At 71.7% G+C, this 23100-nt stretch carries 19 protein-coding genes and 1 pseudogene; 9 read left to right on the plus strand and 11 right to left on the minus strand.

Translation table 11 applies throughout. From position 1 onward, the window contains the following. Entirely contained in the window at window positions 1-1278 is a 1278-nt protein-coding gene (locus CHC05_RS28240; protein ID WP_089253608.1) for an AI-2E family transporter, read from the minus strand. 126 nt (window positions 1279-1404) lie between these two features. Here CHC05_RS28240 and CHC05_RS28245 point away from each other — a divergent pair, with 126 nt between their 5' ends. After that, on the plus strand, window positions 1405-1737 hold the full coding sequence (locus tag CHC05_RS28245) for a GroES family chaperonin (RefSeq protein WP_089253609.1): 333 nt from the start codon (window positions 1405-1407) through the stop codon (window positions 1735-1737). Here CHC05_RS28245 and CHC05_RS28250 read toward each other — a convergent pair. Then, a pseudogene (locus CHC05_RS28250) lies at window positions 1685-3149 on the minus strand (PrsW family intramembrane metalloprotease); the annotation flags it as partial. The gene CHC05_RS28245 and the pseudogene CHC05_RS28250 sit on opposite strands and share 53 nt — an antisense overlap. 6 nt (window positions 3150-3155) lie before the next feature. Here CHC05_RS28250 and CHC05_RS28255 point away from each other — a divergent pair. After that, window positions 3156-3797 carry an HD domain-containing protein gene (locus tag CHC05_RS28255; protein ID WP_089253611.1) on the plus strand — a complete coding sequence of 214 codons (642 nt, stop codon included), beginning with the start codon at window positions 3156-3158 and terminating at the stop codon, window positions 3795-3797. Here CHC05_RS28255 and CHC05_RS28260 read toward each other — a convergent pair. Beyond that, window positions 3766-4050 carry a DUF4031 domain-containing protein gene (locus CHC05_RS28260; protein WP_089253612.1) on the minus strand — a complete coding sequence of 95 codons (285 nt, stop codon included), beginning with the start codon at window positions 4048-4050 and terminating at the stop codon, window positions 3766-3768. The genes CHC05_RS28255 and CHC05_RS28260 overlap by 32 nt on opposite strands. A 23-nt stretch (window positions 4051-4073) precedes the next feature. Between CHC05_RS28260 and CHC05_RS28265 the strand changes: the two genes are divergently transcribed. Then, the gene (locus CHC05_RS28265) at window positions 4074-5468 is read left to right on the plus strand and encodes an FAD-binding oxidoreductase (protein WP_089253613.1); all 1395 of its coding nucleotides are present in this window, start codon (window positions 4074-4076) and stop codon (window positions 5466-5468) included. Window positions 5469-5472: 4 nt separating this feature from the next. Here the strand turns inward: CHC05_RS28265 and CHC05_RS28270 are convergent, their stop codons facing one another. Then, window positions 5473-7266: a glycerol-3-phosphate dehydrogenase/oxidase gene (locus CHC05_RS28270; protein ID WP_179266424.1), complete on the minus strand. Its 1794-nt coding sequence runs from the start codon at window positions 7264-7266 to the stop codon at window positions 5473-5475. Between the two features lie 54 nt (window positions 7267-7320). On the opposite strand from CHC05_RS28270, the gene CHC05_RS28275 reads away from it, so the two are divergent. Both CHC05_RS28275 and CHC05_RS28280 read left to right on the plus strand, forming a co-directional pair. Then, window positions 7321-9594 carry a S8 family serine peptidase gene (locus tag CHC05_RS28275; protein WP_245871260.1) on the plus strand — a complete coding sequence of 758 codons (2274 nt, stop codon included), beginning with the start codon at window positions 7321-7323 and terminating at the stop codon, window positions 9592-9594. 10 nt (window positions 9595-9604) lie between these two features. Beyond that, on the plus strand, window positions 9605-10528 hold the full coding sequence (locus tag CHC05_RS28280; RefSeq protein WP_245871261.1) for a GNAT family N-acetyltransferase: 924 nt from the start codon (window positions 9605-9607) through the stop codon (window positions 10526-10528). A 398-nt stretch (window positions 10529-10926) separates the two neighbouring features. On the opposite strand, the gene groL is transcribed toward CHC05_RS28280, so the two are convergent. Next, window positions 10927-12546, minus strand: a complete 1620-nt coding sequence (gene groL / locus CHC05_RS28285) for a chaperonin GroEL (RefSeq protein ID WP_089253616.1) — start codon at window positions 12544-12546, stop codon at window positions 10927-10929. A gap of 524 nt (window positions 12547-13070) precedes the next feature. Further along, on the minus strand, window positions 13071-13271 hold the full coding sequence (locus CHC05_RS28290; protein ID WP_089253617.1) for a cold-shock protein: 201 nt from the start codon (window positions 13269-13271) through the stop codon (window positions 13071-13073). A gap of 374 nt (window positions 13272-13645) precedes the next feature. Here CHC05_RS28290 and CHC05_RS28300 point away from each other — a divergent pair, with 374 nt between their 5' ends. From CHC05_RS28300 to CHC05_RS28310, 3 genes are read left to right on the plus strand one after another with little or no spacing between them, the layout of a single operon-like run. Continuing rightward, complete coding sequence (locus CHC05_RS28300; protein ID WP_144022803.1) at window positions 13646-14359, plus strand: serine hydrolase; 714 nt, start codon at window positions 13646-13648, stop codon at window positions 14357-14359. A 28-nt stretch (window positions 14360-14387) separates the two neighbouring features. Next, the gene (locus CHC05_RS28305; RefSeq protein WP_218824705.1) at window positions 14388-14720 is read left to right on the plus strand and encodes a gamma-glutamylcyclotransferase family protein; all 333 of its coding nucleotides are present in this window, start codon (window positions 14388-14390) and stop codon (window positions 14718-14720) included. 43 nt (window positions 14721-14763) lie between these two features. Next, window positions 14764-15303 (plus strand): GNAT family N-acetyltransferase, encoded by a 540-nt coding sequence (locus CHC05_RS28310; RefSeq protein WP_089253621.1) that lies wholly within the window; start codon window positions 14764-14766, stop codon window positions 15301-15303. 50 nt (window positions 15304-15353) lie between these two features. Here CHC05_RS28310 and CHC05_RS28315 read toward each other — a convergent pair whose 3' ends face one another. After that, a complete protein-coding gene (locus CHC05_RS28315) occupies window positions 15354-16208 on the minus strand; it encodes an alpha/beta fold hydrolase (protein WP_089253622.1) in 855 nt (284 codons plus the stop codon). Between the two features lie 58 nt (window positions 16209-16266). Here CHC05_RS28315 and CHC05_RS28320 point away from each other — a divergent pair, with 58 nt between their 5' ends. Further along, window positions 16267-16725: a MarR family winged helix-turn-helix transcriptional regulator gene (locus tag CHC05_RS28320; protein WP_179266415.1), complete on the plus strand. Its 459-nt coding sequence runs from the start codon at window positions 16267-16269 to the stop codon at window positions 16723-16725. A gap of 478 nt (window positions 16726-17203) precedes the next feature. Here the strand turns inward: CHC05_RS28320 and paaN are convergent, their stop codons facing one another. The 4 genes from paaN to thrC all read right to left on the minus strand — a co-directional run bounded on the left by paaN (window position 17204) and on the right by thrC (window position 23092). Continuing rightward, entirely contained in the window at window positions 17204-18883 is a 1680-nt protein-coding gene (gene paaN / locus CHC05_RS28325) for a phenylacetic acid degradation protein PaaN (RefSeq protein WP_089253623.1), read from the minus strand. A 435-nt stretch (window positions 18884-19318) separates the two neighbouring features. Beyond that, window positions 19319-20329, minus strand: a complete 1011-nt coding sequence (locus CHC05_RS28330) for a GNAT family N-acetyltransferase (RefSeq protein ID WP_425426854.1) — start codon at window positions 20327-20329, stop codon at window positions 19319-19321. 41 nt (window positions 20330-20370) lie between these two features. Continuing rightward, window positions 20371-21459, minus strand: coding sequence for a cellulose binding domain-containing protein (locus tag CHC05_RS28335; RefSeq protein WP_089253625.1), 1089 nt, complete (start codon window positions 21457-21459; stop codon window positions 20371-20373). Between the two features lie 346 nt (window positions 21460-21805). After that, the gene (thrC, locus tag CHC05_RS28340; protein ID WP_089253626.1) at window positions 21806-23092 is read right to left on the minus strand and encodes a threonine synthase; all 1287 of its coding nucleotides are present in this window, start codon (window positions 23090-23092) and stop codon (window positions 21806-21808) included. Window positions 23093-23100 lie beyond the last annotated feature (8 nt).

Consider the following 23100-nt stretch of genomic DNA (forward strand, 5'->3'; position numbering starts at 1 on the left):
CTACCCCTTGGTGCTGACTACTTCCATGCCTGGCGGGATGCTCGGGGGGCGGCGTTTGTTGAGGCGGCGGACGGCGGCGTTGAGGACGGCGATCAGTGGCACCGCGATCAGCGCGCCCACGATGCCCGCGATGACCACGCCCGAGGCGATGCTGACGATCACCGCGAGCGGGTGCAGGGCCACCGCGCGCCCCATGATCAGGGGTTGCAGGACGTGGCCTTCGAGTTGCTGCACGCCGATCACCGCGCCCAGGATGATCAAGGCGACGATCGGGCCCTGGGCTACCAGGGCTACCAGCACCGCTACCGCTCCGGAGAGGGTGGCGCCGACGATCGGGATGAAGGCGCCCAGGAACACCAGGGCGGCCAGGGCGAACGAGAACGGGATCCGGCAGATCACCAGGGCGATGCCGATGCCCACCGCGTCGATGAACGCGACCAGCACCGTCGCCCGCACGTAGTTGCCCAGCGCCGACCACGACGCCTGGCCCGCGTCGTCGACTCGCCAGCGGGCGCCCAGCGGGAAGAGCCGCACGATGAAGCGCCAGATCTTGCGGCCGTCGCGGAGGAAGAAGAACGTCGAGAAGAGCACCAGCAGCGCGCCGGTCGCGAGCTCGGCCACCGTCGCCGCCGTCGCTATCGCGCCGCTGGTGAAGCGCGACGAGTTGTCGGTGATCCACGACTGGGCCTCGTCGATGTAGCGGGTGATCTGCGCGTCGCTCAGGTGCAGCGGGCCGGTCTGCAGCCAGTTCTGGATCTGTTTGACGCCCTTGGCGGCGTCGGCGCCCAGCTGCGGCGCGCCGGAGACGAACTCGTTGACCACCAGCGTCAGCGTGCCCGCCACCGCCGCCAGGCCGCAGATCATCACCACGACCACCGCGAACGTGCGGTGCAGCCGGGCCCGCAGCAGCCAGCCGACGGCCGGCGACAGGAAAGCGGTCAGCAGCAGCGCGATGGCCAGCGGGATGACCACGAAGCGCAGGATCCCGATCACCCGGACCACGCCGTAGACCGCGATCGCCAGCACCAGCAGGCGCCAGGACCAGGCGGCCGAGATGCGCAAGCTGTACGGCACGTCGGCGTCGTCGCGGCTCGTCGTCGAGGGATGCGTCGCCGCGGTCGGTGGCGGTGGCGGCGGCTCGGCCTCGGGCACGACCGGCTGGAAGTGCTCGCCGCCGCCGCCGCTGGTCAGCTCCCGGGTGCGGGCGGACCGCACCGAGTCGCGGCCGAGCCGGTACGCGCGCCCGACGCTCGCCCTGACGTGCTGGAAACGACCCAAGACTCCCCCTGACTCGTGAATCGCCCTCCCACCGTAGCGGGAACGCGAGCCCGCCTTTGGCCCATCGCACCGTGATTCGCCCTGCGGGTCAGGCTGGTCCGGCCGCGCGGTAGCGTTCCCGGCGTGATGGCCGACTCTGAGACCGAGAAGCTGCCCATCCGGATGCTCCACGACCGCGTGCTCGTCAAGCTTGACGGTGCCGAGGGCGAGCGCCGTTCCACCGCCGGCATCGTGATCCCGGCCACCGCGTCCATGGGCCGGCGGCTGGCGTGGGCGACGGCTGTCGGCGTCGGCCCGCACGTCCGCTCGATCGTGATCGGCGACCGGGTGCTCTTCGACCCCGAGGACCGCTCCGAGGTCGAACTGCAGGGCCGGGAGTACGTGCTGCTCCGCGAGCGCGACGTGCACGCCGTGGCCGCGCAGCGGGTGGAGGACGGCTCCACCGGGCTCTACCTGTAGGTCGGGCCCCAGTAGGGCGCCGGCGGCCCGTAGTAGGGCACCGGCGGCGCGAGCACCACCGGGATCGGCACCACCGGATCCTCCGGCGCGGCCAGCGGCCGCTGGACCCCGTCCGGGAACATCACCTGGTAGCCGGCGCCGTCCCAGACGGCCGGCGGCACCTGCGGATCGCGGCCGACGAACACCTGGCGATATGCCGAGATCTCGGCCAGCAGCCGCTGCTCGTCCTCGGCGGCGCGGGCCCGGTCGGCCGGGCGGCTGTCCAGGCCCCGGTCGAGCCCGTCGCGCAGCAGCGCGAGCCGAGTGGCGGCGAACTGGAAGTCGCGCATCGCCTTGACCCCGGGCGGTCCGGCGACGCGGCGGGCCCACTGCCGGGCCGAGTGCCGGCGGGCCAGCGAGCCGAGGGCGGCCACCTCGGGCGGGCTGAGCCACCCGGCCCGCACGTAGACCGGCAGCGCCCGCTCGGTGAGCCGACCCTCCCAACCGCGCAGCCAGATGGTCAGGCCGACCACGGCGAAGAACACCGGCACCATCACGGCGATGTAGCCGTACAGCAGGATCAGGCCCTCGCCCGTGCTCAGGGCCAGCGTCGGCACCAGGTTCCAGGTGCCGTGCAGCATCATCGCGACCAGCAGGCCGGCCAGCGGGGCGCAGACGCGCACCCAGCGGTCGGCGGAGCGGGCCGCGATGCCCAGCCCGATGCCGGTCATCGAGGTGAACAGCGGGTGGGCGAAACCGGTCAGGAAGATCCGGACGATGAAGGTCAGGATCAGCATCTGCGCGCCGAACGCCGGACCGTACTGCTCCGCGCCCGCGGCGTACCCGTGGCCGCCGAGGTAGAGGATGTTCTCCACCATCGCGAAGCCGACCGCGGACAGCCCGCAGTACACGATGCCGTCGGTGATGCCGGAGAACTCCCGCCGGAACAGCAGCAGGATCAGCAACGGGCCGAGGGCCTTGGTCGTCTCCTCGATGAACGGTGCCACCAGCACCGCGACCAGGCTGTCGGGCAGGCCCAGGTTGGCGAAGAGGTGCACGGCCCCGGTGTTGACGCCGTACGAGACCAGGGTCGCGACGAACGCGCCCCAGGCGAACGCGACGGCGAGCAGCACAGCCGGCTCCGGCTCGTAGCGGTCGAGCCACAGGAAGCAGGCGACCAGCACGGGCACCGGCAGGATCGCCGCGGCCAGGCCGATCACGGTGGCCTGGATGCCGATGTTCCAGCCGAGGACGACCGACATGGCGATGGCGCAGAGCGCGATGAAGCCGATCACGCAGAACAGCACGACTACGCGCCAGCCTTGGCCGCCGCGCTGCTTGAGCCCGGTCGCGGGCCCGGGCGTGATCATGGCCGGCGTCATGGGGACAGCGTAGCGACGCTGGCCACGCCGCCGTCGATCACGAGCGAGAATGGACGGGTGAGGGATCTTGCGAGCGCCTGGCGGTCCGCCGCCCGAGGCGCCGGTGCGACCGCCGACGACCAGGCCGTCGATGCCGAGGGCTCCGCGCTGCTGGCCCGCTGGGCCGAGCCGCACCGGCACTACCACACGCTGGAGCACCTGGCGACCGTGCTCTCCATCGTGGACGAGGAGGCCGACCGGGCCGAGCAACCCGACCTCGTGCGCCTGGCCGCGTGGTTCCACGACGCCGTATACGACCCGCACACGCCGGGTGACGGGAACGAGCGGGCCTCCGCCGAGCTCGCGGTGGTCTCGCTGGTCACCCTGGGTGTGCCGACGGCGGCGATCGACGCGGTACGCCGGCTCGTGCTGCTCACGGCCGGCCACGCGGTGCAGGTCGGCGACGCCGACGGCGCACTGCTCTGCGACGCGGACCTGGCCGTGCTGGCCAGCCACCCGGCGGCCTACGACGCGTACGCCGCCGCCGTCCGGAGCGAGTACGAGTTCGTGCCGGACGCCGAGTTCCGCGCCGGCCGGGCGGCGATCCTGCGCCGGCTGCTGGAGCTGCCCGCGCTCTACCGCGACCCGGACCTGGCGGAGCGGTGGACCGAGCCGGCCCGGGCCAACCTCATCCGCGAGCTGGGTGCCCTCGACCATTGAGGTGCTTGGGGCGGCGCAGGCCGGACTCCCGCAGCACCCGCGCGATCTCCCGGCTCGGCACCACGGTGGCGCCCAGCCAGACCGCCATCGCGAAGCGGTTCGCCGGCAGGTCGTAGTGGTCGCGGTCGAACGCCCTGGGCGGCGAGCCGAGCATCTCGGCGAAGACGTGGAGCTCGGCGTACGAGACGTCGCTGACCAGGTGCGACCAGAGTCGCCCACGGTGCGGCCACGCGGGCGGATCGAGATAGACCACGAGAGAAGGCTAACGTCGCGGGTATGGCTGACCTCGTGACGCGGTTGACCGCGGTGCTGCCCGACGGCGCCGTCCTGACCGATCCCGACCTGCTCCGGGTGCACCAGCGCGACGAGGCCGACCTGGTGCCGTACGGTACGCCGGCCGTGGTGGTCCGGCCCAGGACGACCGCCGAGGTGGTCGCGGTGGTGCGCGCGGCAGCCGAGGCGGGTGTGCCGATCGTGCCGCAGGGCGCGCGGACGGGACTGGCCGGCGCGGCCAACGCGATCGACGGTGCCGTGGTGCTCTCGACGGTCGCGATGGACCGGATCGTCGAGATCGACCCGATCAACCGGTACGCCGTGGTGCAACCGGGCGTCGTCAACGCCTCGCTGGCCGCCGCCGTCGCCGCTGCGGGGCTGCGCTACCCGCCCGACCCGGGCTCGTGGGAGTCGTCGACCATCGGCGGCAACGTGGCCACCAACGCGGGCGGCATGTGCTGCGTGAAATACGGGGTCACCGCCGAGTACGTGCTGGGCCTCGAGGTCGTGCTGGCCTCCGGCGAGGTGTTGCGCACGGGCCGGCGTACCGCCAAGGGTGTCGCCGGTTATGACCTGACCAAGCTGTTCGTGGGCTCGGAGGGCACGCTCGGGGTGATCACGGAGGTCGTGGTCGGGTTGCGCCCGGCCGCCGACACCTCACTGACGCTGATCGCCCTGTTCCCGACCACCGCCGCGGCCGGTGCCGCCGTCGCCGCCATCTCCTCCGGCGGCTACGCGCCGAGCCTGCTGGAGCTGCTCGACCAGACCCACCTGAAGGCGATCGAGGCGCTGCGGCCGATGGGCCTGCGCACCGATGCCAAGGCGCTGCTGCTGGCCGCCGTCGACACCGGTTCGCGGGCCGCCGGAGACCTGGCCGAGATCGAGGCGGTCTGTACGGCGGCCGGCGCGCTGGAGGTGTTCGCGGCCACCGACGAGGTCGAGGCGGCCGAGCTCCTGCGGGCCCGCCGGCTGGCGCACCCGGCGATGGAGAAGTTCGCCGCCGACACCTACCCGGAGGGCAGCGGCGGGATCATCGTCGACGACATCGCCGTGCCCCGGACCGCGCTGGCCGCGATGCTCGACGGCATCGAGAAGATCGCGGCCGAGTACGCGTTGCCGATCGGCGTCGTCGGGCACGCCGGCGACGGCAACCTGCACCCCAACATCGTGGTCGACCGGCTCGACCCGGACTCGGTCGCGCGGGGCCGTGGCGCCTTCGACGAGATCATGCGGCTCGGCCTCGGCATGGGCGGCACCTGCACCGGTGAGCACGGCGTCGGCCTGCTGAAGAAGGACTGGCTGGAGCAGGAGATCGGCCCGGTCGGCATGGCGGTGCACCGGGCCATCAAGGGTGCGCTCGATCCGACCAGGCTGCTGAACCCGGGCAAGGTGGTCTAGGGCTTTACAGGGCCGCGCTGGTCGGGATCTCCAGGCCCCGGTCGGCGGCCAGGCCGCGGACGTCGGCCGCGCCCATCCGGGCCGCGTCGGCGGTGGCGTCGTCGGGCATCCGCTGCGACTCCCGCTCGGCGTCGACCCGGGCCAGGTAGTGCTCGACCTCGCGATCCTGGACCGCCTGGTCCCAGCCGAGCACCCCGCCCAGCACCTCGGCCGCGTGCCGCGCTGACTCGCTGCCGCGGTGGGCGGTCTCGAACGAGATCCGGGTGCGCCGGGTGAGCACGTCGTCGAGATGCAGGGCGCCTTCCGCGTACGCCGCGTAGGCCACCTCGGCCGCCAGGTATTCGGGGGCACCGGCCAGCGGGGCCGCCAACGTGGGGTCGGTCTCGACCAGTGCCAGCAGCTCGCCGGTCAGCGTGCCGTAGCGCTCCAGCAGGTGCTCGACCACGCCGGCCGGCACACCCCGGCGCCGGGCCAGGTCGGCCCGGTCCCGCCAGGTGGCCGCGAACCCGTCGGCGCCGAGCAGCGGCAGGTCGGCGGTGGTCGACGGTTGACCGCCGCCGAGGCGCCGGACCGCCCGGTCGACCACGTCGGCGGCCATCACGCGGTACGTCGTGTATTTCCCGCCGGCGACCAGCAGCAGGCCCAGCATCGGCTCGATCACCGCGTGCTCGCGGGACAGCTTCGAGGTGGCGTCGGCCTCGCCGGAGAGCAGGGGGCGCAGGCCGGCGTACACGCCCTCGATGTCGGCGGTCGACAGCGGCCTGGCCAGCCAGGGGTTGACCTGGTCGAGGATGTACTGGATGTCGCGAGCGGACGCGGCCGGGTGCGACCGGTCGAGCTCCCAGTCGGTGTCGGTCGTGCCGATGATCCAGTGACCGCCCCACGGGATCACGAAGAGCACCGAGGTCGGCGTGCGCAGGATCAGGCCGGCCTCGCCGGTGATCGCACTCCGCGGGACCACCAGGTGCACGCCCTTGGACGCGCGGACCCGGAAGCCGGGGCGGACGCCGACGTCGCCGAGCATCCGCGACATGTCGTCGCTCCACACGCCCGTGGCGGCGATCACCGTGCGGGCGCGTACCTCGAACTCGGCGTCGGGGTCGCCGGGCCGCGCCTCCATGTCGCGGACCCGGACGCCGACGACCTCGCGGGCCTGGCGCAGGAAGCCGACCGCGCGGGCGCTGGTCACCATCGCGGCGCCCAGGCTGGCGGCGGTGCGGGCGAGCGTGACGACCAGCCGGGCGTCGTCGACCTGGCCGTCGAAGTAGCGGATCGCGCCGGTGGTCACGTCGCCGCGCAGGCTCGGGAACAGCCGCCGTGCGCCCTCGCGGGTCAGGTGCTTGTGCAGCGGCATGCCCCGGCCGTGCCCGAAGACACCCGCGAACACGTCGTACGCGGCGACGCCCATGCCGTAGTAGCCCCGCCGGAAGGCCCGCCCGGGCAGGCCACCCGCCTGGAGCGGCACCAGGATCGGCACCGGGCGCACCAGGTGTGGCGCCAGCCGGGTGGCGAGCAGGCCGCGCTCGGTGAGCGCCTCGTGCACCAGGTGGAACTCGAGCTGCTCCAGGTAGCGCAGGCCGCCGTGGATGAGCTTGCTCGACCGGCTCGACGTGCCGGCCGCGTAGTCGCGCGCCTCGATGAGGGCGACCTTGAGGCCACGGGACGCCGCGTCCAGGGCGGCGCCGGCGCCGGTCACGCCACCGCCGACGACGAGCACGTCGAACCGCTCGCTGCGCAGGCGGCGCAGGTCGTCGGCTCGCCGGGTCGCGGAGAGGTGGCTGGCGGCGAAACGGGATATCGCGGGGTCACGCACGGATCCACGGTAACCCCGGCCGACCCTATGCTGGCGCCCATGGTCTTTCCGGCGGTCACGCCACGGCCCGCGCCGCCGCGCTGGCTCGGTGTCGTGGCCGCCATCGTGGCCGGCTGCTGGGTCGTGCTGGGCACGGTGGTCAGCCAGAGCCTGGGCTACCTGGCCGACCAGTTCGCCCTGCTGACCGCCGTGTCCCTGCCGGGCTGGCGGTGGCCCGCCATCGGCCTCGTGGGTTTCCTGCTGGTCTGCGTGCCGGCGATGCTCACGCGCACGCTGGCGACCGATCCGGCGCTGCGGGCGACCGGCCGCGCCTGGTTCACCGCCGCCGTGGTGCTGGCCGTGCTGACCTCGGCGCGCGTTGTTCCGGTGGTCCAGCACGAGCTCTATCTGGCGCTGTTGGCGGCGTTGGCGGCGGTCGGTGCGGTGGTCGTCGGTCGGCCCGGTCGGCTCGGTCGGCTGTGGCGGCCGCCACTCCCGGCGGCCGGCGGGTTGCTGCTGCTTCTGCCGTGGTTGTGGCTGGGTGCGCTGGGCGGGGTGCTGGAGACCGTGCTCGCCGTGGTCGCCGCGGCTTGCGTCGGGTGGCTCGCCGCGGCCGTGCTCGGTCCGGCGTTCTGGGCCCCGATGGCCGGTTGGAGCCGGGCGCGGACCATCTGGGTCGGTGGACCGCGGGCCGGCGTCGCGCTGGCGCTGCTCGGTGCGGGCGTCGGGCAGAGCGGCCCGCACCTGCTGGTGCTGCTCGGGCTGCCGATGGTCGGTCTGGCGCTAGCGGCACTGCGGCCTTCGGGCGGGCCTTCTGTTGCCTGGTTGGTCGGGCTCGGGGTGGTCGGTCCGCTGGCGTTCACCGATCCCGAAGAGGTGTCGCTGCTGCTGCTCGGGCGCGACGTGCCGTTCTGGGCCTTCGTCGCCGCCGGCTGCGCGCTCTTCGCCGGAGTGCTGCTGGCGCTGGGCTTCGGACTCGTGCGTTTGCGGCGCCCGCTCGCTCTCGGACTGGCCGGCCTGCTCGTGTTGGGCGGTGTCGGCGTCTATCTCGGGCCTGGGCAGCCCGGTTTCGCCGGCGAGCGGTTGTTCGTCGTGCTCTCCAGCCAGGCCGACCTGTCCGGGCTGCCGGGCGGCACGGGTCAGGCCGCGCTGACCGCGCGCACGACCGAGGTCTACCACCGGCTGGTCGCGCACGCCGACCGCACCCAGGCCGACCTGCGCCGCTCGCTCGACCGGTGGCATTTCTCGTACACGTCTTATTACTTGGTGAACGGGATCGAGGTGCACGGCGGCGGGCCGGCGTTGCGCTCCCTGCTGTCGCGCCGGTCCGACGTCGACCGGGTGTTGGTCGACCAGCGGCTGCGCCCGCTGCCGGCGCCGGCCCTGGCCTTGAGCGCGGGCTCGTCGCCCGCGCCGACCGGGCCGCAGTGGAACCTCACCCAGATCGGTGCGCCGGTCGCCTGGGCCTCGGGAGCGACCGGGCAGGGCATCGTGGTCGGCAGCTCCGACTCGGGCGTCGACGGCACGCATCCGGCCTTGGCGCCCGGCTTCCGGGGTGGCGACGACTCGTGGTTCGACCCGTGGTCCGGCACGTCGACGCCGACCGACTCGGGTGTGCACGGCACGCACACGCTCGGCAGTGCGGTCGGTCGCGACGGCATCGGCGTGGCGCCGGGCGCGCAGTGGGTCGGTTGCGTCAACCTGGCCCGCAACATGGGCAACCCGGCCCACTACCTGGACTGCCTCCAGTTCATGCTGGCGCCGTTCGCGGCCGGAGGCGACCCGTTCACCGCCGGGCGGCCCGACCGGGCGCCGCAGGTGCTGACCAACTCGTGGGGCTGCCCGTCGATCGAGGGCTGCGACCGGCGCGCGTTGGAGCCCGCGATGGCCGCGTTGTCCGCGGCGGGCATCTTCGTGGTCGTGGCAGCCGGGAACACCGGGCCGACCTGCGGTTCGGTCGCCGACCCACCCGCCACCTATCCCTCGGTCCTGACGGTGGGCGGGGTCGACTCCGCGGGCCGGCTGGCGCCGTCGTCCAGCCGCGGGCCGGCGCCGGGCGGGGTCGACAAGCCGGACGTGGTCGCGCCCGGTGTCGACGTGGTGTCCGCGCTGCCCGGTGGCCGGTACGGCGCGCTCACCGGCACATCGATGGCCGCGCCGCACGTCGCCGGAGTGGTCGCGCTGATGTGGTCGGCCAACCCCGCTCTGATCGGCGACGTCCCACGGACGCGGTCACTGTTGCTCGGCACCGCCGGGCCGCCGGTTCCCAATTCGTGCCCCTCCCGCGCGGGCGGGCTGGTCGACGCGGCAGCGGCCGTGCGCGCGGCCAGGTAGCCTCCGGCTCGTGGATCATGCGTACGAGCTTGCCGAGCTGACCCCCGAACGCGAGGCCGACGTCGCCGCGCTCTGCCGGATGGCCCTGGACCTGCCGTCCGACTCGATCGAGGCGGACCAGATCGTCGACCGGCTGCGCTCACCCGGCCCGGTGCCGGGGTCGGCCGGTGAACGCCGGATCACCGGCTGGGTCGCCCTGCTGGGCTCGGCCGTCGTCGGCGTGGTGCTCGGCTCGACCGGCTACGGCGACCCCTCGGTCGGGCACGTCGACCTGATCGCGGTGCATCCCGAGCATCGGCGACACGGCATCGGACGGGCGCTGCTGGCTCGAGCGGAGGCTTCTCTCGCCGAGTTCGGCGCCACCTCGATCGCCCTGGTCGGCAACGCGCCGGTGTACGCGTGGCCGGGCATCGACGTGCGCTACACGGCGGCGGTGTGCCTGGCCGAGGCGTCGGGGTACGCGCGGGCTGACATCGCGTGGAACATGACGGCGGACCTGACACCGGGATCGCCCGCGCTGGCCCCGACCACGGAGGCGGAGGCGCGACTGGCTTCGGCCGGGGTGGCGGTGCGCCGGGCGGTGCCAGCCGACGTGCCGGGGCTGGCGGAGTTCGCGGCCGCGGAGTTCGGACCCGGCTGGGGCGCCGAGGTGGCGGCGTCGGAGGGGATCCACTACGCGGTGCGGGACGGCGCGGTGCTGGGCTTCGCCTGCTGGGGCTCGTCGCGGCCGTCGTACTTCGGCCCGATGGGCACGGCCGCCGCGGCGCGCGGCCTGGGCGTCGGGGGCGTCCTGCTGCGGCGGTGCCTGCGCGAACAGCACGCGGCGGGGCTGTCGTCGGCCCAGATCGGCTGGGTCGGCCCGGTGCCGTTCTACTCGACCAACTCGGGCGCCCGCATCGAGCGGGTCTTCTTCCTGTACCGGAGGAGCGTGTAGCCCGCGCGGTGCATTGTGTCGCGAAACCCAGCGGGACGGCCGCCGAGCCCCTACCGTGCCGGAATGAGCCTCGAGGACGAGCCGACGGCATCGGAACCCTCTGGTGACCTACCCACGGCTGGCGAACCGCCACCCGTCGTAGACGAAGACCTGACGCTGCCCGGTGATCTTCCTGCTCCCGGGCCACCCCGCAACGCGACAAGCCGAGCGGACAAACGCCGCAACCAACGCCGCTAGCGCCGGCTGTTTCGGCGGCTTTGCTCTGCACCCATATACGCACCGCAGGTCAGCGGGGGTGTTGCGTATATGGGTGCAGAGCAAAGCCTGCGCGAACCTGGACAGCCGAAAGGGCGGCCCGCTCGCGCGGACCGCCCTTTGGTTTGTTGCTGTGGGGGGACTTAGAAGTCCATGTCCCCGCCGCCCGGCGCAGCCGGGGCCTTGTCCTTCTCCGGCTTGTCCGCCACCACAGCCTCGGTGGTGAGGAACAGGGCCGCGATCGACGACGCGTTCTGCAGCGCCGAACGGGTCACCTTGGCCGGGTCGATGATGCCGGCCTTGAGCAGGTCGACGTAGTCACCGGTCGCGGCGTTGAGGCCGAAGTTGGTCTCCAGGTTGCGGACCTTCTCCACGACGACGCCACCCTCGAGGCCGGCGTTGACGGCGATCTGGCGGAGCGGGGCGTCGAGCGCGATCTTCACGATCGTCGCGCCGGTCGCCTCGTCGCCAACCAGGTCGAGCTTGTCGAAGGCGGTCTTGCCGGCCTGCACCAGCGCGACGCCACCACCGGGGACGATGCCCTCTTCGACGGCGGCCTTCGCGTTGCGGACCGCGTCTTCGATGCGGTGCTTGCGCTCCTTGAGCTCGACCTCGGTGGCCGCGCCGACCTTGATGACCGCAACACCGCCGGCCAGCTTGGCCAGGCGCTCCTGCAGCTTCTCGCGGTCGTAGTCGGAGTCGCTCTTGTCGATCTCGGCGCGGATCTGGTTGACCCGACCCTGGATCTGGTCCTGGTCGCCACCACCGTCGACGATGGTGGTCTCGTCCTTGGTCACGACGACCTTGCGGGCGTGGCCCAGCATGTCGAGGCCGACGGCCTCGAGCTTGAGGCCCAGCTCCTCGCTGACGACCTGGCCGCCGGTGAGGATCGCGATGTCGGTCAGCATGGCCTTGCGGCGGTCACCGAAGCCCGGGGCCTTGACGGCGACGGACTTGAAGGTGCCACGGACCTTGTTGACGATCAGGGTGGCCAGGGCCTCGCCCTCGACGTCCTCGGCGATGACCAGCAGCGGCTTGCCGCCCTGCATGACCTTCTCGAGGATCGGGAGCAGGTCCTTGACCGACGAGATCTTGCTGTTGACGATCAGGATGTACGGGTCGTCGAGGACGGCCTCCATACGCTCCGGGTCGGTCCAGAAGTAAGGCGCGATGTAGCCCTTGTCGAAGCGCATGCCCTCGGTGAGCTCGAGCTCGAGGCCGAAGGTGTTGCTCTCCTCGACGGTGATGACGCCTTCCTTGCCGACCTTGTCCATCGCCTCGGCGATGATCTCGCCAACGCTGCTGTCGCCGGCGGAGATCGAGGCGGTGGAGGCGATCTGCTCCTTCGTCTCGACGTCCTTGGCGATCTTGGCCAGCTCTTCCGCGACGCGCGCGACGGCCGCCTCGATGCCCCGCTTCAGGGCCATCGGGTTGGCGCCGGCGGCGACGTTGCGCAGGCCCTCGCGGACCAGCGCCTGGGCCAGGACGGTCGCCGTCGTCGTGCCGTCACCGGCGACGTCGTCGGTCTTCTTGGCGACCTCCTTGACCAGCTCGGCCCCGATCTTCTCGTACGGGTCCTCGAGCTCGATCTCCTTGGCGATGCTCACACCATCGTTGGTGATGGTGGGCGCGCCCCACTTCTTCTCGAGCACGACGTTGCGGCCCTTGGGGCCCAGCGTCACCTTGACGGCGTCGGCGAGGGTGTTCATGCCCCGCTCGAGGCCGCGGCGCGCCTCCTCGTCGAACGCAATGATCTTGGCCATACGGCGTTGTCCTCCTGGACACTCGCGGTTGCCACGGCCTGGTCGGCCACGGAGAACCGCCTGCTTTACGCACCTTCGGACGTCACTACCTGGCGACAGTGACGTCCGCCGGCCGGGCCGGAAAGCCCGCGACGACCGGCCCCTGCCGAGCCCATCTCCTTAGGGCTCGACGGTGGCCCCACCGCCCCGACCATTGGCACTCACGGTTGGTGAGTGCCAATGACTTGTTTAGCACTCGGACCAGGCGAGTGCAAGCGAAGTCGGCCTCGCGGGGCACCGCGCCGGCCGTCCGGCGAGCGCCGGCCGAGCGCTGTTGGCGGGGACCGCGTACCCGGGCGTTTAGTGACCTGTCAATTGTTGAAAGGTGCCCCTGTCCGCAATGGGCAAAGTCGCGAATAGATGGCAAGACCAATGCATCATGCAGCAATTCGGCGGGCTACAAAGCCAAAGAAGCGCCGACCCCGTTCATGGGATCGGCGCTAGGTCGTCGCGGACCCGGGTGCGGTGCCCGGCTGGACTTCGCTTCAAATTAGGCGGACCTGCTCCGCCTGCGGGCCCTTCTGCCCCTGCGCGACCTCGAACTCGACGCGCTGGCCGTCGTCTAGCGACTTGTAGCCGTCCATCTGGATCGCGGAGAAGTGGACGAAGACGTCCTGACCTCCATCGACCGCGATGAAACCGTAGCCCTTTTCACTGTTGAACCACTTGACGGTGCCCTGTGCCACGGTGCACTTCCTAACCTTTGATGCGCCTGCCGGTCCAAGACCGCCCATTCAAGGCCGTTGGTGAGCCCTCGAACATTGCGGCCGAAATCGTAAGGTACACGAGGAGTGACGACCGTGCACTACCCCAAAATGGACACCCTGAGCGCCCATACCGGCGCCTCGCTCGTTAACCGAACGTGTTTCGAGGCAGACACGGCGCACAGCCCGGGCGACATCGGTCCCGTGCACGGAACACGCTCCCAGCCGTCGCCGTCGTCCTGCTGATCATCGCCGGCACGGTACTCACGATCCGCTACGTGGTGCCGAAAGAGCAGGTCACGGCGGCTTCGTCGAAACGGCCGGGCCCCGCGGTGGCCCGCGGCCGGACCCCCGAGATGCGGGTCGGAACGGTCACCACCCAGGTCGACGGCTTCCTCTCGTGGGCGTTGCTCGACCGGCGGAGCGGACGGATCACCGGCTCGTCGAACATGGCCGAACCCAGCGACACCATGTCGATGGTGAAGGCATGGTTGGCCGCCGATTACCTAAGAATTTCGGAAGATAAAGGCGAGCAGCCTTCGGATTTTCGGCTACATCAGCTCACCATCATGATCCGGGACAGCGACAACGACGCCGCGATCGCGATGTACGACCTAGTCGGCGGCCAAGACTCGATCTTTCGAATGATCAACAAGTGTGGCCTGACCGACAGCGCCCCGCACGCGTACAACTGGAGCAACACCGTGGTCTCGGCCCGCGACACGGTGCGCCTGGCGGACTGCATCGCCGACGGCCGTGCGGCGGGCCCGCGTTGGACGCAATGGTTGCTTTCGGAGATGCGCGCCGTACGCGGAACCGGCGATTTCGGCGTCCGTCGCGCATTGCCCGAACCGGCAGCGGCCACCGTAGCGATCAAGAACGGCTGGCTCCTCCGCGACGACGACGGGCTTTGGCACATGGCCTGCCTCGCGGTGACCGACCATTGGGCGATCGGCGTGCTGCTGCGCTATAGCAGCGCCCTGGGATTCGAGTACGGCGCCGCCCGGTGCGCGGCGGTCGGCGCCGAGCTCCTGGCGCCGTCGACCCCGTTGGCGACACCCTCCGCGTGACCCCGCCGGGCCGGGCATGATCAGAGCCATGCCCCTGCTCTTCTCGTACGGCACACTCCGCGACCCAGCCGTCCAACGCGCCAACTTCGGCCGCGAGCTCGGTGGCCGCTCGGACGCGCTGCCCGGCTACACGATGGGCGTCCTGGAGATCACCGAGCCGGGCGTGATCGCCCTGAGCGGCACCGCCCACCACCCGGTCGCCAGCCCGACGGGCAACCCGGTTGATCGCGTGGAAGGCACGGTCTTCGAGATCACCGACGAGGAGCTGGTCGCGGCGGACGGCTACGAGGTGTCCGACTACCGGCGCGCGCTGTGCCCGCTGGCGTCGGGCGCCCAGGCGTGGGTCTACGTGGCCGCGTGAGCTCCGTTGCCTCTCGCGCCGGTTGCCGGGTAGGCATGCCAGCATGACCCGGACCGCGCCCACCTCCTCACCGACGCTACCGCCGGCGGTCGAGGTCCGCCGGGTGCGCCCCGCGGACGCGGCCCGCACCCGGGCCCTCAGGCTGGAGATGCTCGCCGACTCCCCGCTGGCGTTCCTGGAGACGCTGGCGCAGGCAGCGGCCCGCTCGCACGCCGAGTACAAGGCCCGCATCGCGGAGACCTCGGCCGGCGACCGGATCGCCCAGTTCATCGCGGTGGCCGACGGCCGAGCGATCGCCCACGCGGGCGGCACGGTCATCCCGGAAGAGCCCGGGGTGACGGTGATCTTCGCGGTGTACGTGACCCCCGCGTGGCGCGGGAAGGGCCTGACCGGCGCCCTGACCGAGGCGGTGGCGGCCTGGTCGCGCGCGGCGGGCCGGCCGGACCTGATGCTCGAGGTGGTCGTGGGCAACGACCGCGCGGTCCGGGCGTACGAACAGGTCGGCTTTGTCGACACCGGGGTACGGCTCCCCCACCCGACCACGGCCGCGATGACGGAGCTCCAGATGCGCCGCCGCGCCTGACGGCCAGGCCAAGAGGGCGCCGACAGGCGCGGCGGGCCGCTCGGGTCGCGTCAGCCAGCCGACCTGGCAGCCCGGGCTGCCACACCTGGCACCCCCGACAGCAACGCTCGGATCTGTGCGGCGAACGCGCTCGGGTGGGTCAGGTTGCCGTTGTGGCCGCCCGGGAAGCGCTCCGCCGGCGCGCCGAGGTGGTCGGCCAGTGCCAGTGCGGCCAGGTAGTCGAAGCCGTCCTCAGGGCTGGTCGCGCCCACCGCCGGGATGATCCGGCCGTCGCGGGGGACCTCAGTGAGCGACAGGGTGTCCGTGAGGGCCGCGTCGAGGTCGTTGGTGAGGAAGTACTCGAAGTTGGCGGCGCGCTGCTCCGTGAACGGGAACGCCGTGATGCCCGGCTCGGTGGGCTGGTCGCGGGGGTCGATGCCGAGCACCGCCGCCACCTCCGCGGCGGCGGCGCGCCAACCCTCGGCCTGGTGTACGCGCCGCACACCGGCCAGCTTCGCCCTCGCCACGTCGGCATCGGCCGGCGCGAGGAAGGGCAGGGCGATCGGCTCGTGGGCGATCAGGCGGCGAAGGCTCCGGGGGTACGCGCTCAGCAGGTGCAGACCGATGACGGCGCCGAGGCTCAGGCCGAGCATGTCTGCGGGCTCGTCGGTCACCTGCCGAAGGACCGCCGCCGCGTCTTCGGCGTGCTGGCGGATGGAAACCGCGGCCGTGCGGTCGTCGGCGGTGCTCCGGGAGAGCCCGCGGCGGTCGTAGGTGACGACCGTGAACCGGTCGCTCAGGTAGCCGACGAGGTCGACCGTGCGATCGGCGTCGCCCTCGCCGCTCTGCGAGACGAGCAGGACCGGGCCGGAGCCGGCGACCTGAAACCAGAGGCGAGCACCGTCGACAGCTACGTAGTTGTTCATGGACCCAGACGCTAAAGCATCATTTCTGATGTATCAAGAGTGATGTAATCTGGCGAACATGACGCCCGTCGAGATCATCCTGTTGGGCCGGACGCTGATGAAGATCGGCGAGCAGGCCCTGCCCGCGCCGGAGGACGGCACCCCGCTGGGCGGCGAGCGCACGGTGGTCATCGTGATGAGCGACATCTTCGAAAACCCAGGCACGACCGTCGGCGAGGTAGCCCGCCGCACCGGCCTCCCCCAAAGCGCCGTCTCGGGCTCGGTGGCCCGGCTCCGCTCCGTCGGCTCGGTGATCTCGGAGCCCGACCCGCGCGACCGCCGCCGCCAGTTGCTGGCCCGCAACCCGGACCTGACGGCCCGCCGGCGCACGGTCGCGACCACCACGGTCGACGAGGCGGTAGCCGCCGCCCTGGGCCAACACACCCCCACCGACCTGACCACGGTGCTATCGGCCCTGGAAACCCTCGGCGAATGGCTCACACCGCAAACGCTCACCCGCCTACGACCGGACGGATAACCGCCACCGAGCCCAGCCGCCACGCTGCACGCACCCGGGTCGCATGACGATCCACGCCGCGGCCTGAGTGAGCGCTTACTAACCGCAGGGTGGGTAAGCGCTCACTAACCGCAGGGAGGGTGAGCGCCCGCCAACCACAAGGTGGGTAAGCGCCCACTAACCGCAGGGAGGGTGAGCGCCCGCCAACCACAAGGTGGGTAAGCGCCCACTAACCGCAGGGAGGGTGAGCGCTCACTAACCACGGAGAAGGTGAACGCCGGCCAACGGGGTCGCCGAACGACAGCGGCCCGGTCCGGCGCGCACACCCGGCCACGCGTTGGACCACGTCGGGCTACGCCCGACCACGGACGGACACGTTGGGCCAGGGCGGCCGGCGCGACCGCTATCCGCCGGGCCTGGCCACGTTCGGCCGCATCCGGTCTGTTCCGGCCGCCAGGCGCGGGTGGGTCGCGCCTGGCGGGTCGGACAGCGGCTCCGGTCAGGCCGTCGTGTGGCGGCGGGACTGGACTACGCGGAAGCGGTTGCTGACGTACGCGCCGTCGGTCAACGCGGCGTTCGCCGCCGGGTTGGCGCCCGTCGCGTGGAAGTCCGAGAACGCCGCCGACTGGTTGACGAACACTCCGCCCGTCAGGTTGCAGGAGAGGTGGACTCCCGCGTCCAGGGAGGCGTCCTCCACCGCCGACAGGACCAGCTCCGACGTTGAGTACACCGCCGCCGTCAGCGCGCCCTTGGCGAGCACCGTCGACCGGAAGATGTCGATGCTCGCCGCCGTCGAGTCGGTGGCGATGACGAACGAGATCGGGCCGAACCACTCGCGGCCGTAGACAGCCGCGTCCGCCGACGTCAGTTTCACGACCGTGGGCGTGCGTACCGTGGCCTCGGCGAAGGCTGGGTGGGCGACCGGCGACGACGGCAGGACCGCCTCGCCGACCGACTCGACCTCGGACAGGCGGGTCAGCACACCGTCGTTGACGATCGCCCCGGTCAGCTCGACCGCGCGCGCCGGGTCGCCGGTCAGCTTGGCCACCGTGGCGGCGATGCCGGCCGCGACCTCGTCGAACGACTTGTGGCCCTGGTCCGTTTCGATGCCGCCCGCAGGCACCAGGATGTTCTGCGGCGTCGTGCACATCTGGCCGCTGTAGAGGGTGAGCGAGAAGCCGATGTTGCGGCACATGCCCGCGAAGTCGTCGGTCGAGTCGACGACGATCGTGTTGACGCCGGCCTTCTCGGTGTAAACGGCGGCCTGGCGGGCGTTGGCCTCCAGCCAGTCACCGAACTCGGTCGATCCGGTGAAGTCGATGATGCGTACGGCCGGGTCCAGGGCGAGGGTCTTGGCCAGGCCCTCGCCGGGCGCCTCGGCGGCCAGCTGCACCAGGTTGGGGTCGAAGCCGGCCTCCTCCAGCGCGGCCCGCGCGTAGCGCACGGTGATCGCCAGCGGCAGCACGGCGCCCGGGTGCGGCTTGATGACCACCGGGTTGCCGGTGACCAGGCTCGCGAACAGTCCCGGGTACGAGTTCCAGGTCGGGAACGTGTTGCAGCCGATCACCAAGGCCACACCGCGGGGTACGACGTGGAAGGTCTTGGTCATCCGCAGCGGGTCGCCCTTGCCGGCCGGCTTCTCCCAGCCCGCGGTGGCGGGGTGGCGGGTCATCTCCGCGTACGCGTACGCCACCGCCTCCAGCGCCCGGTCGAGCGCGTGGGCGCCACCGGCCTGGAACGCCATCACGAACGCCTGGCCGCTGGTGAACTGCACCGCGTTGGCCAACTCGAAGATGTGGGCGTGCAGCCGGGCCAGGATCTCCATGCAGACGCCGGCGCGGGTCTGCGGGCCGGCGTCGCGCCACGCGGGCAGCGCCGCGGTCGCGGAGGCGATCAGCGTGGCCGGGTCGACGTGCGGGTACGACACGAGCAGCGGCACGCCGAAGGGGCTGCGCTCGGTGGCCACCCAGTCGGTGATGCCGGGCTGGTCGAGCGGGAACTTCGCGTCGAGGTAGCCACGGAACGCGGCCTCGCCCTCGGCCGCGGCGGTCTCACCGTAGACGCGGGGGCTGGGCGACTCGGGGTAGGCCGACCAGTAACCACGGTCCTTGATCGCTTCGGTGGCACGCTCGAGGGTCGCGGCGTGGTTGGCGAACCAGCTGTGCGGGGTCTCCGTCATACCCGCCATCTTGCCTCGTGAACCGGCGCCGGGTGCGGGCAGAACCGGTTAGGCAGTGTTTCGTATCTGGGGTCGCGGCGAGGCGGAGTCCAGGTGTCGTCAGGGTGTGCGGCGCCGTCACCCGGAGACCACACCGGTATCCGGGCAAAGGCGCCGTGCGGCCAGGCGGCGCCTGGGCCCGCCGCAGCCCGGCTCCGAGCGGGACGGCGACCAGGTCGAGGTGCGCCCCCAGGAGCAGCCGCAGATACGAAACAGGGCCTGTCCTGTCGCTCAACGTAGCCGAGCCAGCGTCACCGCCAGTGCCCGGCCGGGATACCGGCGTCGTATCCCGGTGATCCCGGGACGCCGCCAGGCGGCGGAGCCCCCAGCGGCGAGGTTGGCCGCCAGGTGCTCGGCTGGGCCCGGCGCAGACCGCGATGATCGGCGGGACCGGCCCTACAGAGCGATCTGCCAGCTGTGCCACTCGTCGACCGGGCGGAAGCCGATCGCCTCGTTGATGGCGACCATGTGCGCGTTGACCGAAGCGTTCCACGTGTCGATCGCGCGCAGGGCCGGCTCGGCGGCCAGCACCGCGCGTAGGTTCTCGACCTTGACCAGGGCGCCCAGGCGGTGGCCGCGATGGTCGGAGTCGACCAGGGTGATCTGTTGGAACGCGTGCCAGTCGGGCGCGTCGTTGAGCTCGATCGCGGTGATCGCGACCAGCTTGCCGCTGGCGTCGTGCCGGGCCGCGGTGGTGTAGGTCCGGCGACCCCGGCGCTCGCGGGCCGCTTCGAACTCGCGAAGCCGCGCGGTGTCGATCTTCATCCCTTCGACCGCCAGGTCGCCGGTCGGCGCGTCGGACATCAGCCGGCCCTCGAGGTAGGCCTGGTCGGCGGCGTGCTCCTCCGGCGTGGTACCGCTCCACCGCACCAGGCTGTAGCCCGATGCGTGCGGCCACGACGTGTCGACCAGCGCGTCGAGCGCGGCGTGGTCGAGCGACGAGACGTCGAGCCGGCGCCGGACGTCGGTCAGGGCGAGATCGGCTCCGCGCGCGCGGGCGAACGCGTGGCCGTCGGACGGGCGGGCGGGGCCGCCGGGCAGGGCGAAGACGGACTCACCGATCAGGTGCTTGCGGCCGTCGGCGCGGGAAACCTCTTCGGCATGGGCGAGCAGGGCGCGGCCGACCCCGCGCCGGCGCGCCGCCGGCGTCACGTCGAGGGTCAGGTCGGCCGTGCCGGTGTTGTCCAGGTAGGGCAGCCGCAGCTCGAGGTAGCCGGCCGGCTCGCCGTCGAGCCGCGCCAGCGCCCGGACCAGGTGGATGCCGGGCCACGGGTCGACCAGACCCGCGAAGAAGCCCTTCTCGCAGGGCGGCGGGAAGTCGGGCACGTCGGCGGCCATGCTCAGCGACCGGATCTCGAGCGCGTGCCGGCCGTCGTCGGGCCCGAGCGGGGCTACCTCGATGCTCATGCCCGCCAGGGTGCCCAACCCTGGACGGGCACGCGAGCGATTTACGCGCCGGTGCAGGTCACCGCCGGCGCCGGGTTGGAGCCCGTCCAACTGCCCAGGAAACCGAACGTGGCCGTCGCACCCGGAGCGAGGGATCCGTTGTAGGACACGTTGCGCGCGGTGACCGCGGACCCGGACTGGGTCGTGGCGGCGTTCCAGACCTGCGTGATCTGCTGGCCGGCGAACGTCCACCGCGCGGTCCACGAGCCGAACGCCGCGGACCCGGCATTTCGGACGGTCACCTCGCCCTGGAACCCGCCGTTCCACTGGCCGACGACCCGATAGGTCGCCACGCAGCCACCACCATTGGCCGGCGGCGTCGGCGAAGCAGTGGGCGAAGCGGTTGGCGAAGCGGTGGGAGACGGCGTCGGCACGCCGCCCGAGAGCACGGCGGCCAGCGCCGGATACCACCGATCCGACATCTTCTGGTCGCCGGACGCGTTGGGATGGACCCCGTCGTACGTGTCGGACGAGGTGTTGAAGCTGGTCCACTGGTCGACCACCACGATCGGGCTGGCCGCGGTCGTCTTGCCGGCAGCCCACGCGGGAATGGCGTTGTTCAGCGCGACGACGCGAGAACCGCAATCGCCGCAACTGCTGGGCGCCATCGGAATGATCTTCGCGACCAGCACCCGCATCGCCGGGTTGCTGGCGCGCATCTGGTCGACGAGCGTGCCGTACGCGGCCAGGATCGTGGCCGGTGGGATGTTGCTCCACACGTCGTTGGTGCCGAAGTGCATGAGCACGACGTCCGGCCGGGTGGCGGCGAGCCAACCGACCAACTGGTTCTGGTTGGCGACGTTGGTGGCCAGGAAGCCACCGTGTCCTTCGTTGTCGCCGTCGTGCGCCTGGCCGCAACCCTGCGGCGGAAGCGTGCCGACGAAGTCGACGTTGGTGTAGCCGGTGCTCTGGAGCCTGTTCCAGAGCAGGGATCGCCAGCAACCGGGCGAACCGGTGATCGAGTCGCCGAGCGGCATGACCCGCACGGGTGCGGCGGCGACGGAGTTGGCCGGCGCCGCGAAAGCGACGCCGATGAAGGCAGCGAGCAGGGCAGCGAGCACGGCGGCCAGGAACGCGCCGAAGCGGTGCATGGTGTTCTCCCGTCACGATGAGATGAGTGACGGCCCGGAGCTCCCAAGACATTCAAGCACGTAACTATCATGGAGGCCAGGAACGGCGAAGGCCCCGTCCGCCGGACGGGGCCTTCGACAACGTTTGGTCGGAAGGGCGGTCGCACAACGCCTCCGGCGCTGGGTCGCTAGAACTTCAAAAGTCTACGGCGGCTCGCCCTCCCGCACGGAGCATCCTGCGAGATACCCATCATGGTCGTCAAGTCCCTGTAGACATGTTTTCTCGACGGACGGCAAAATCACCGCTACGGGGTGCGATTGTTGCATCACCCGAACGTATGAGTCCATCCTGGATAACGGGCCTCCGTCAGCCCAGCAAACCGGCTTCGCGAGCTGCCCGAAGCGACGGCTTGACGCGGTAGGTCGGCCCCACCTGCTCGGCCACGGCGTCGATCGTCTTGAGCCCTTCGCCGGTGTTGAAGACGACGGTCTCCAACGACGGGTCCAACCGCCCCGACGCGACCAGCTTGCGCAACACGGCGGTGGTCACTCCACCGGCGGTTTCCGCGAACACTCCGGTGGTACGCGCGAGCAACTGGATCGCGTCGCGGATCTCGTCGTCGGTGGCGTAGTCCATCCAGCCGCCGGTGCGCTTGACCGCCTCGAGCGCGTAGAGGCCCGCCGCCGGGTCGCCGATGTTGAGCGACTTGGCGATGCCGGTCGGTCGCACCGGGACGATCTCGTCGGTGTCGTTGTGCAGCGCGGTGGCGATCGGGTTGCAGCCCGCCGACTGCGCGCCGAACACCCGCCAGCCGCCGGCCGGCGCCTCGACCAGGCCGATCTCCACGAGCTCGGTGAACGCCTTGTCGATCTTGGTCAACAGCTCGCCGCTGGCCATCGGGATGACGACCTGAGAAGGGATCCGCCAGCCGAGCTGCTCCGCCACCTCGTAGCCGAGGGTCTTGGAGCCCTCCGCGTAGAACGGCCGCACGTTGACGTTGACGAACGCGGTGTCCTCGAACTCGTCGGTCTCCACGAGCTCGCTGCAGAGCCGGTTGACGTCGTCGTACGAGCCGTCGATGGCGACGAGGTCACCCCCGTACACCGCGGTCGTGATGATCTTGCCCTGCTCCAGGTCGCCCGGGATGAAGACGATCGACGGAACACCGGCCCGGGCCGCGTGCGCGGCCACCGAGTTGGCCAGGTTGCCGGTCGAGGCGCAGGCGAAGCGGGTGAAACCGAGCCCGCGGGCCGCGGTCAGCGCGACCGAGACGACCCGGTCCTTGAACGAGTGGGTCGGGTTGGCGCTGTCGTCCTTGACCCAGAGCGGCGCGGTGAACCCGAGCTCGGCACCCAGCGCGGAGGCCGAGACGAGCGGGGTGAGACCGGGGTCGAGGGTGACCCGGCTCGACGGGTCCTGCCCGACGGGCAGCAGCGGCGCGTAGCGCCAGATGTTCTGGGGGCCGGCGGCGATCTGGGCGCGCGTCACCCGGGCCAGCGCGGCGGGGTCGTAGGCCACCTCCAGCGGCCCGAAACACTGGTAACAGGCGTGCTGGGCGGCCAGCGGGAACTCGGCTCCGCAGCCGCGACAGACGAGGGCGCGGGCCGGCGAGTCTGCGACGGAGGAGGCGGTTTCGTCGATGGTCGACGTCATGAGGGAGG

Source organism: Asanoa hainanensis (assembly GCF_900188485.1).
Taxonomy (GTDB): domain Bacteria; phylum Actinomycetota; class Actinomycetes; order Mycobacteriales; family Micromonosporaceae; genus Asanoa; species Asanoa hainanensis.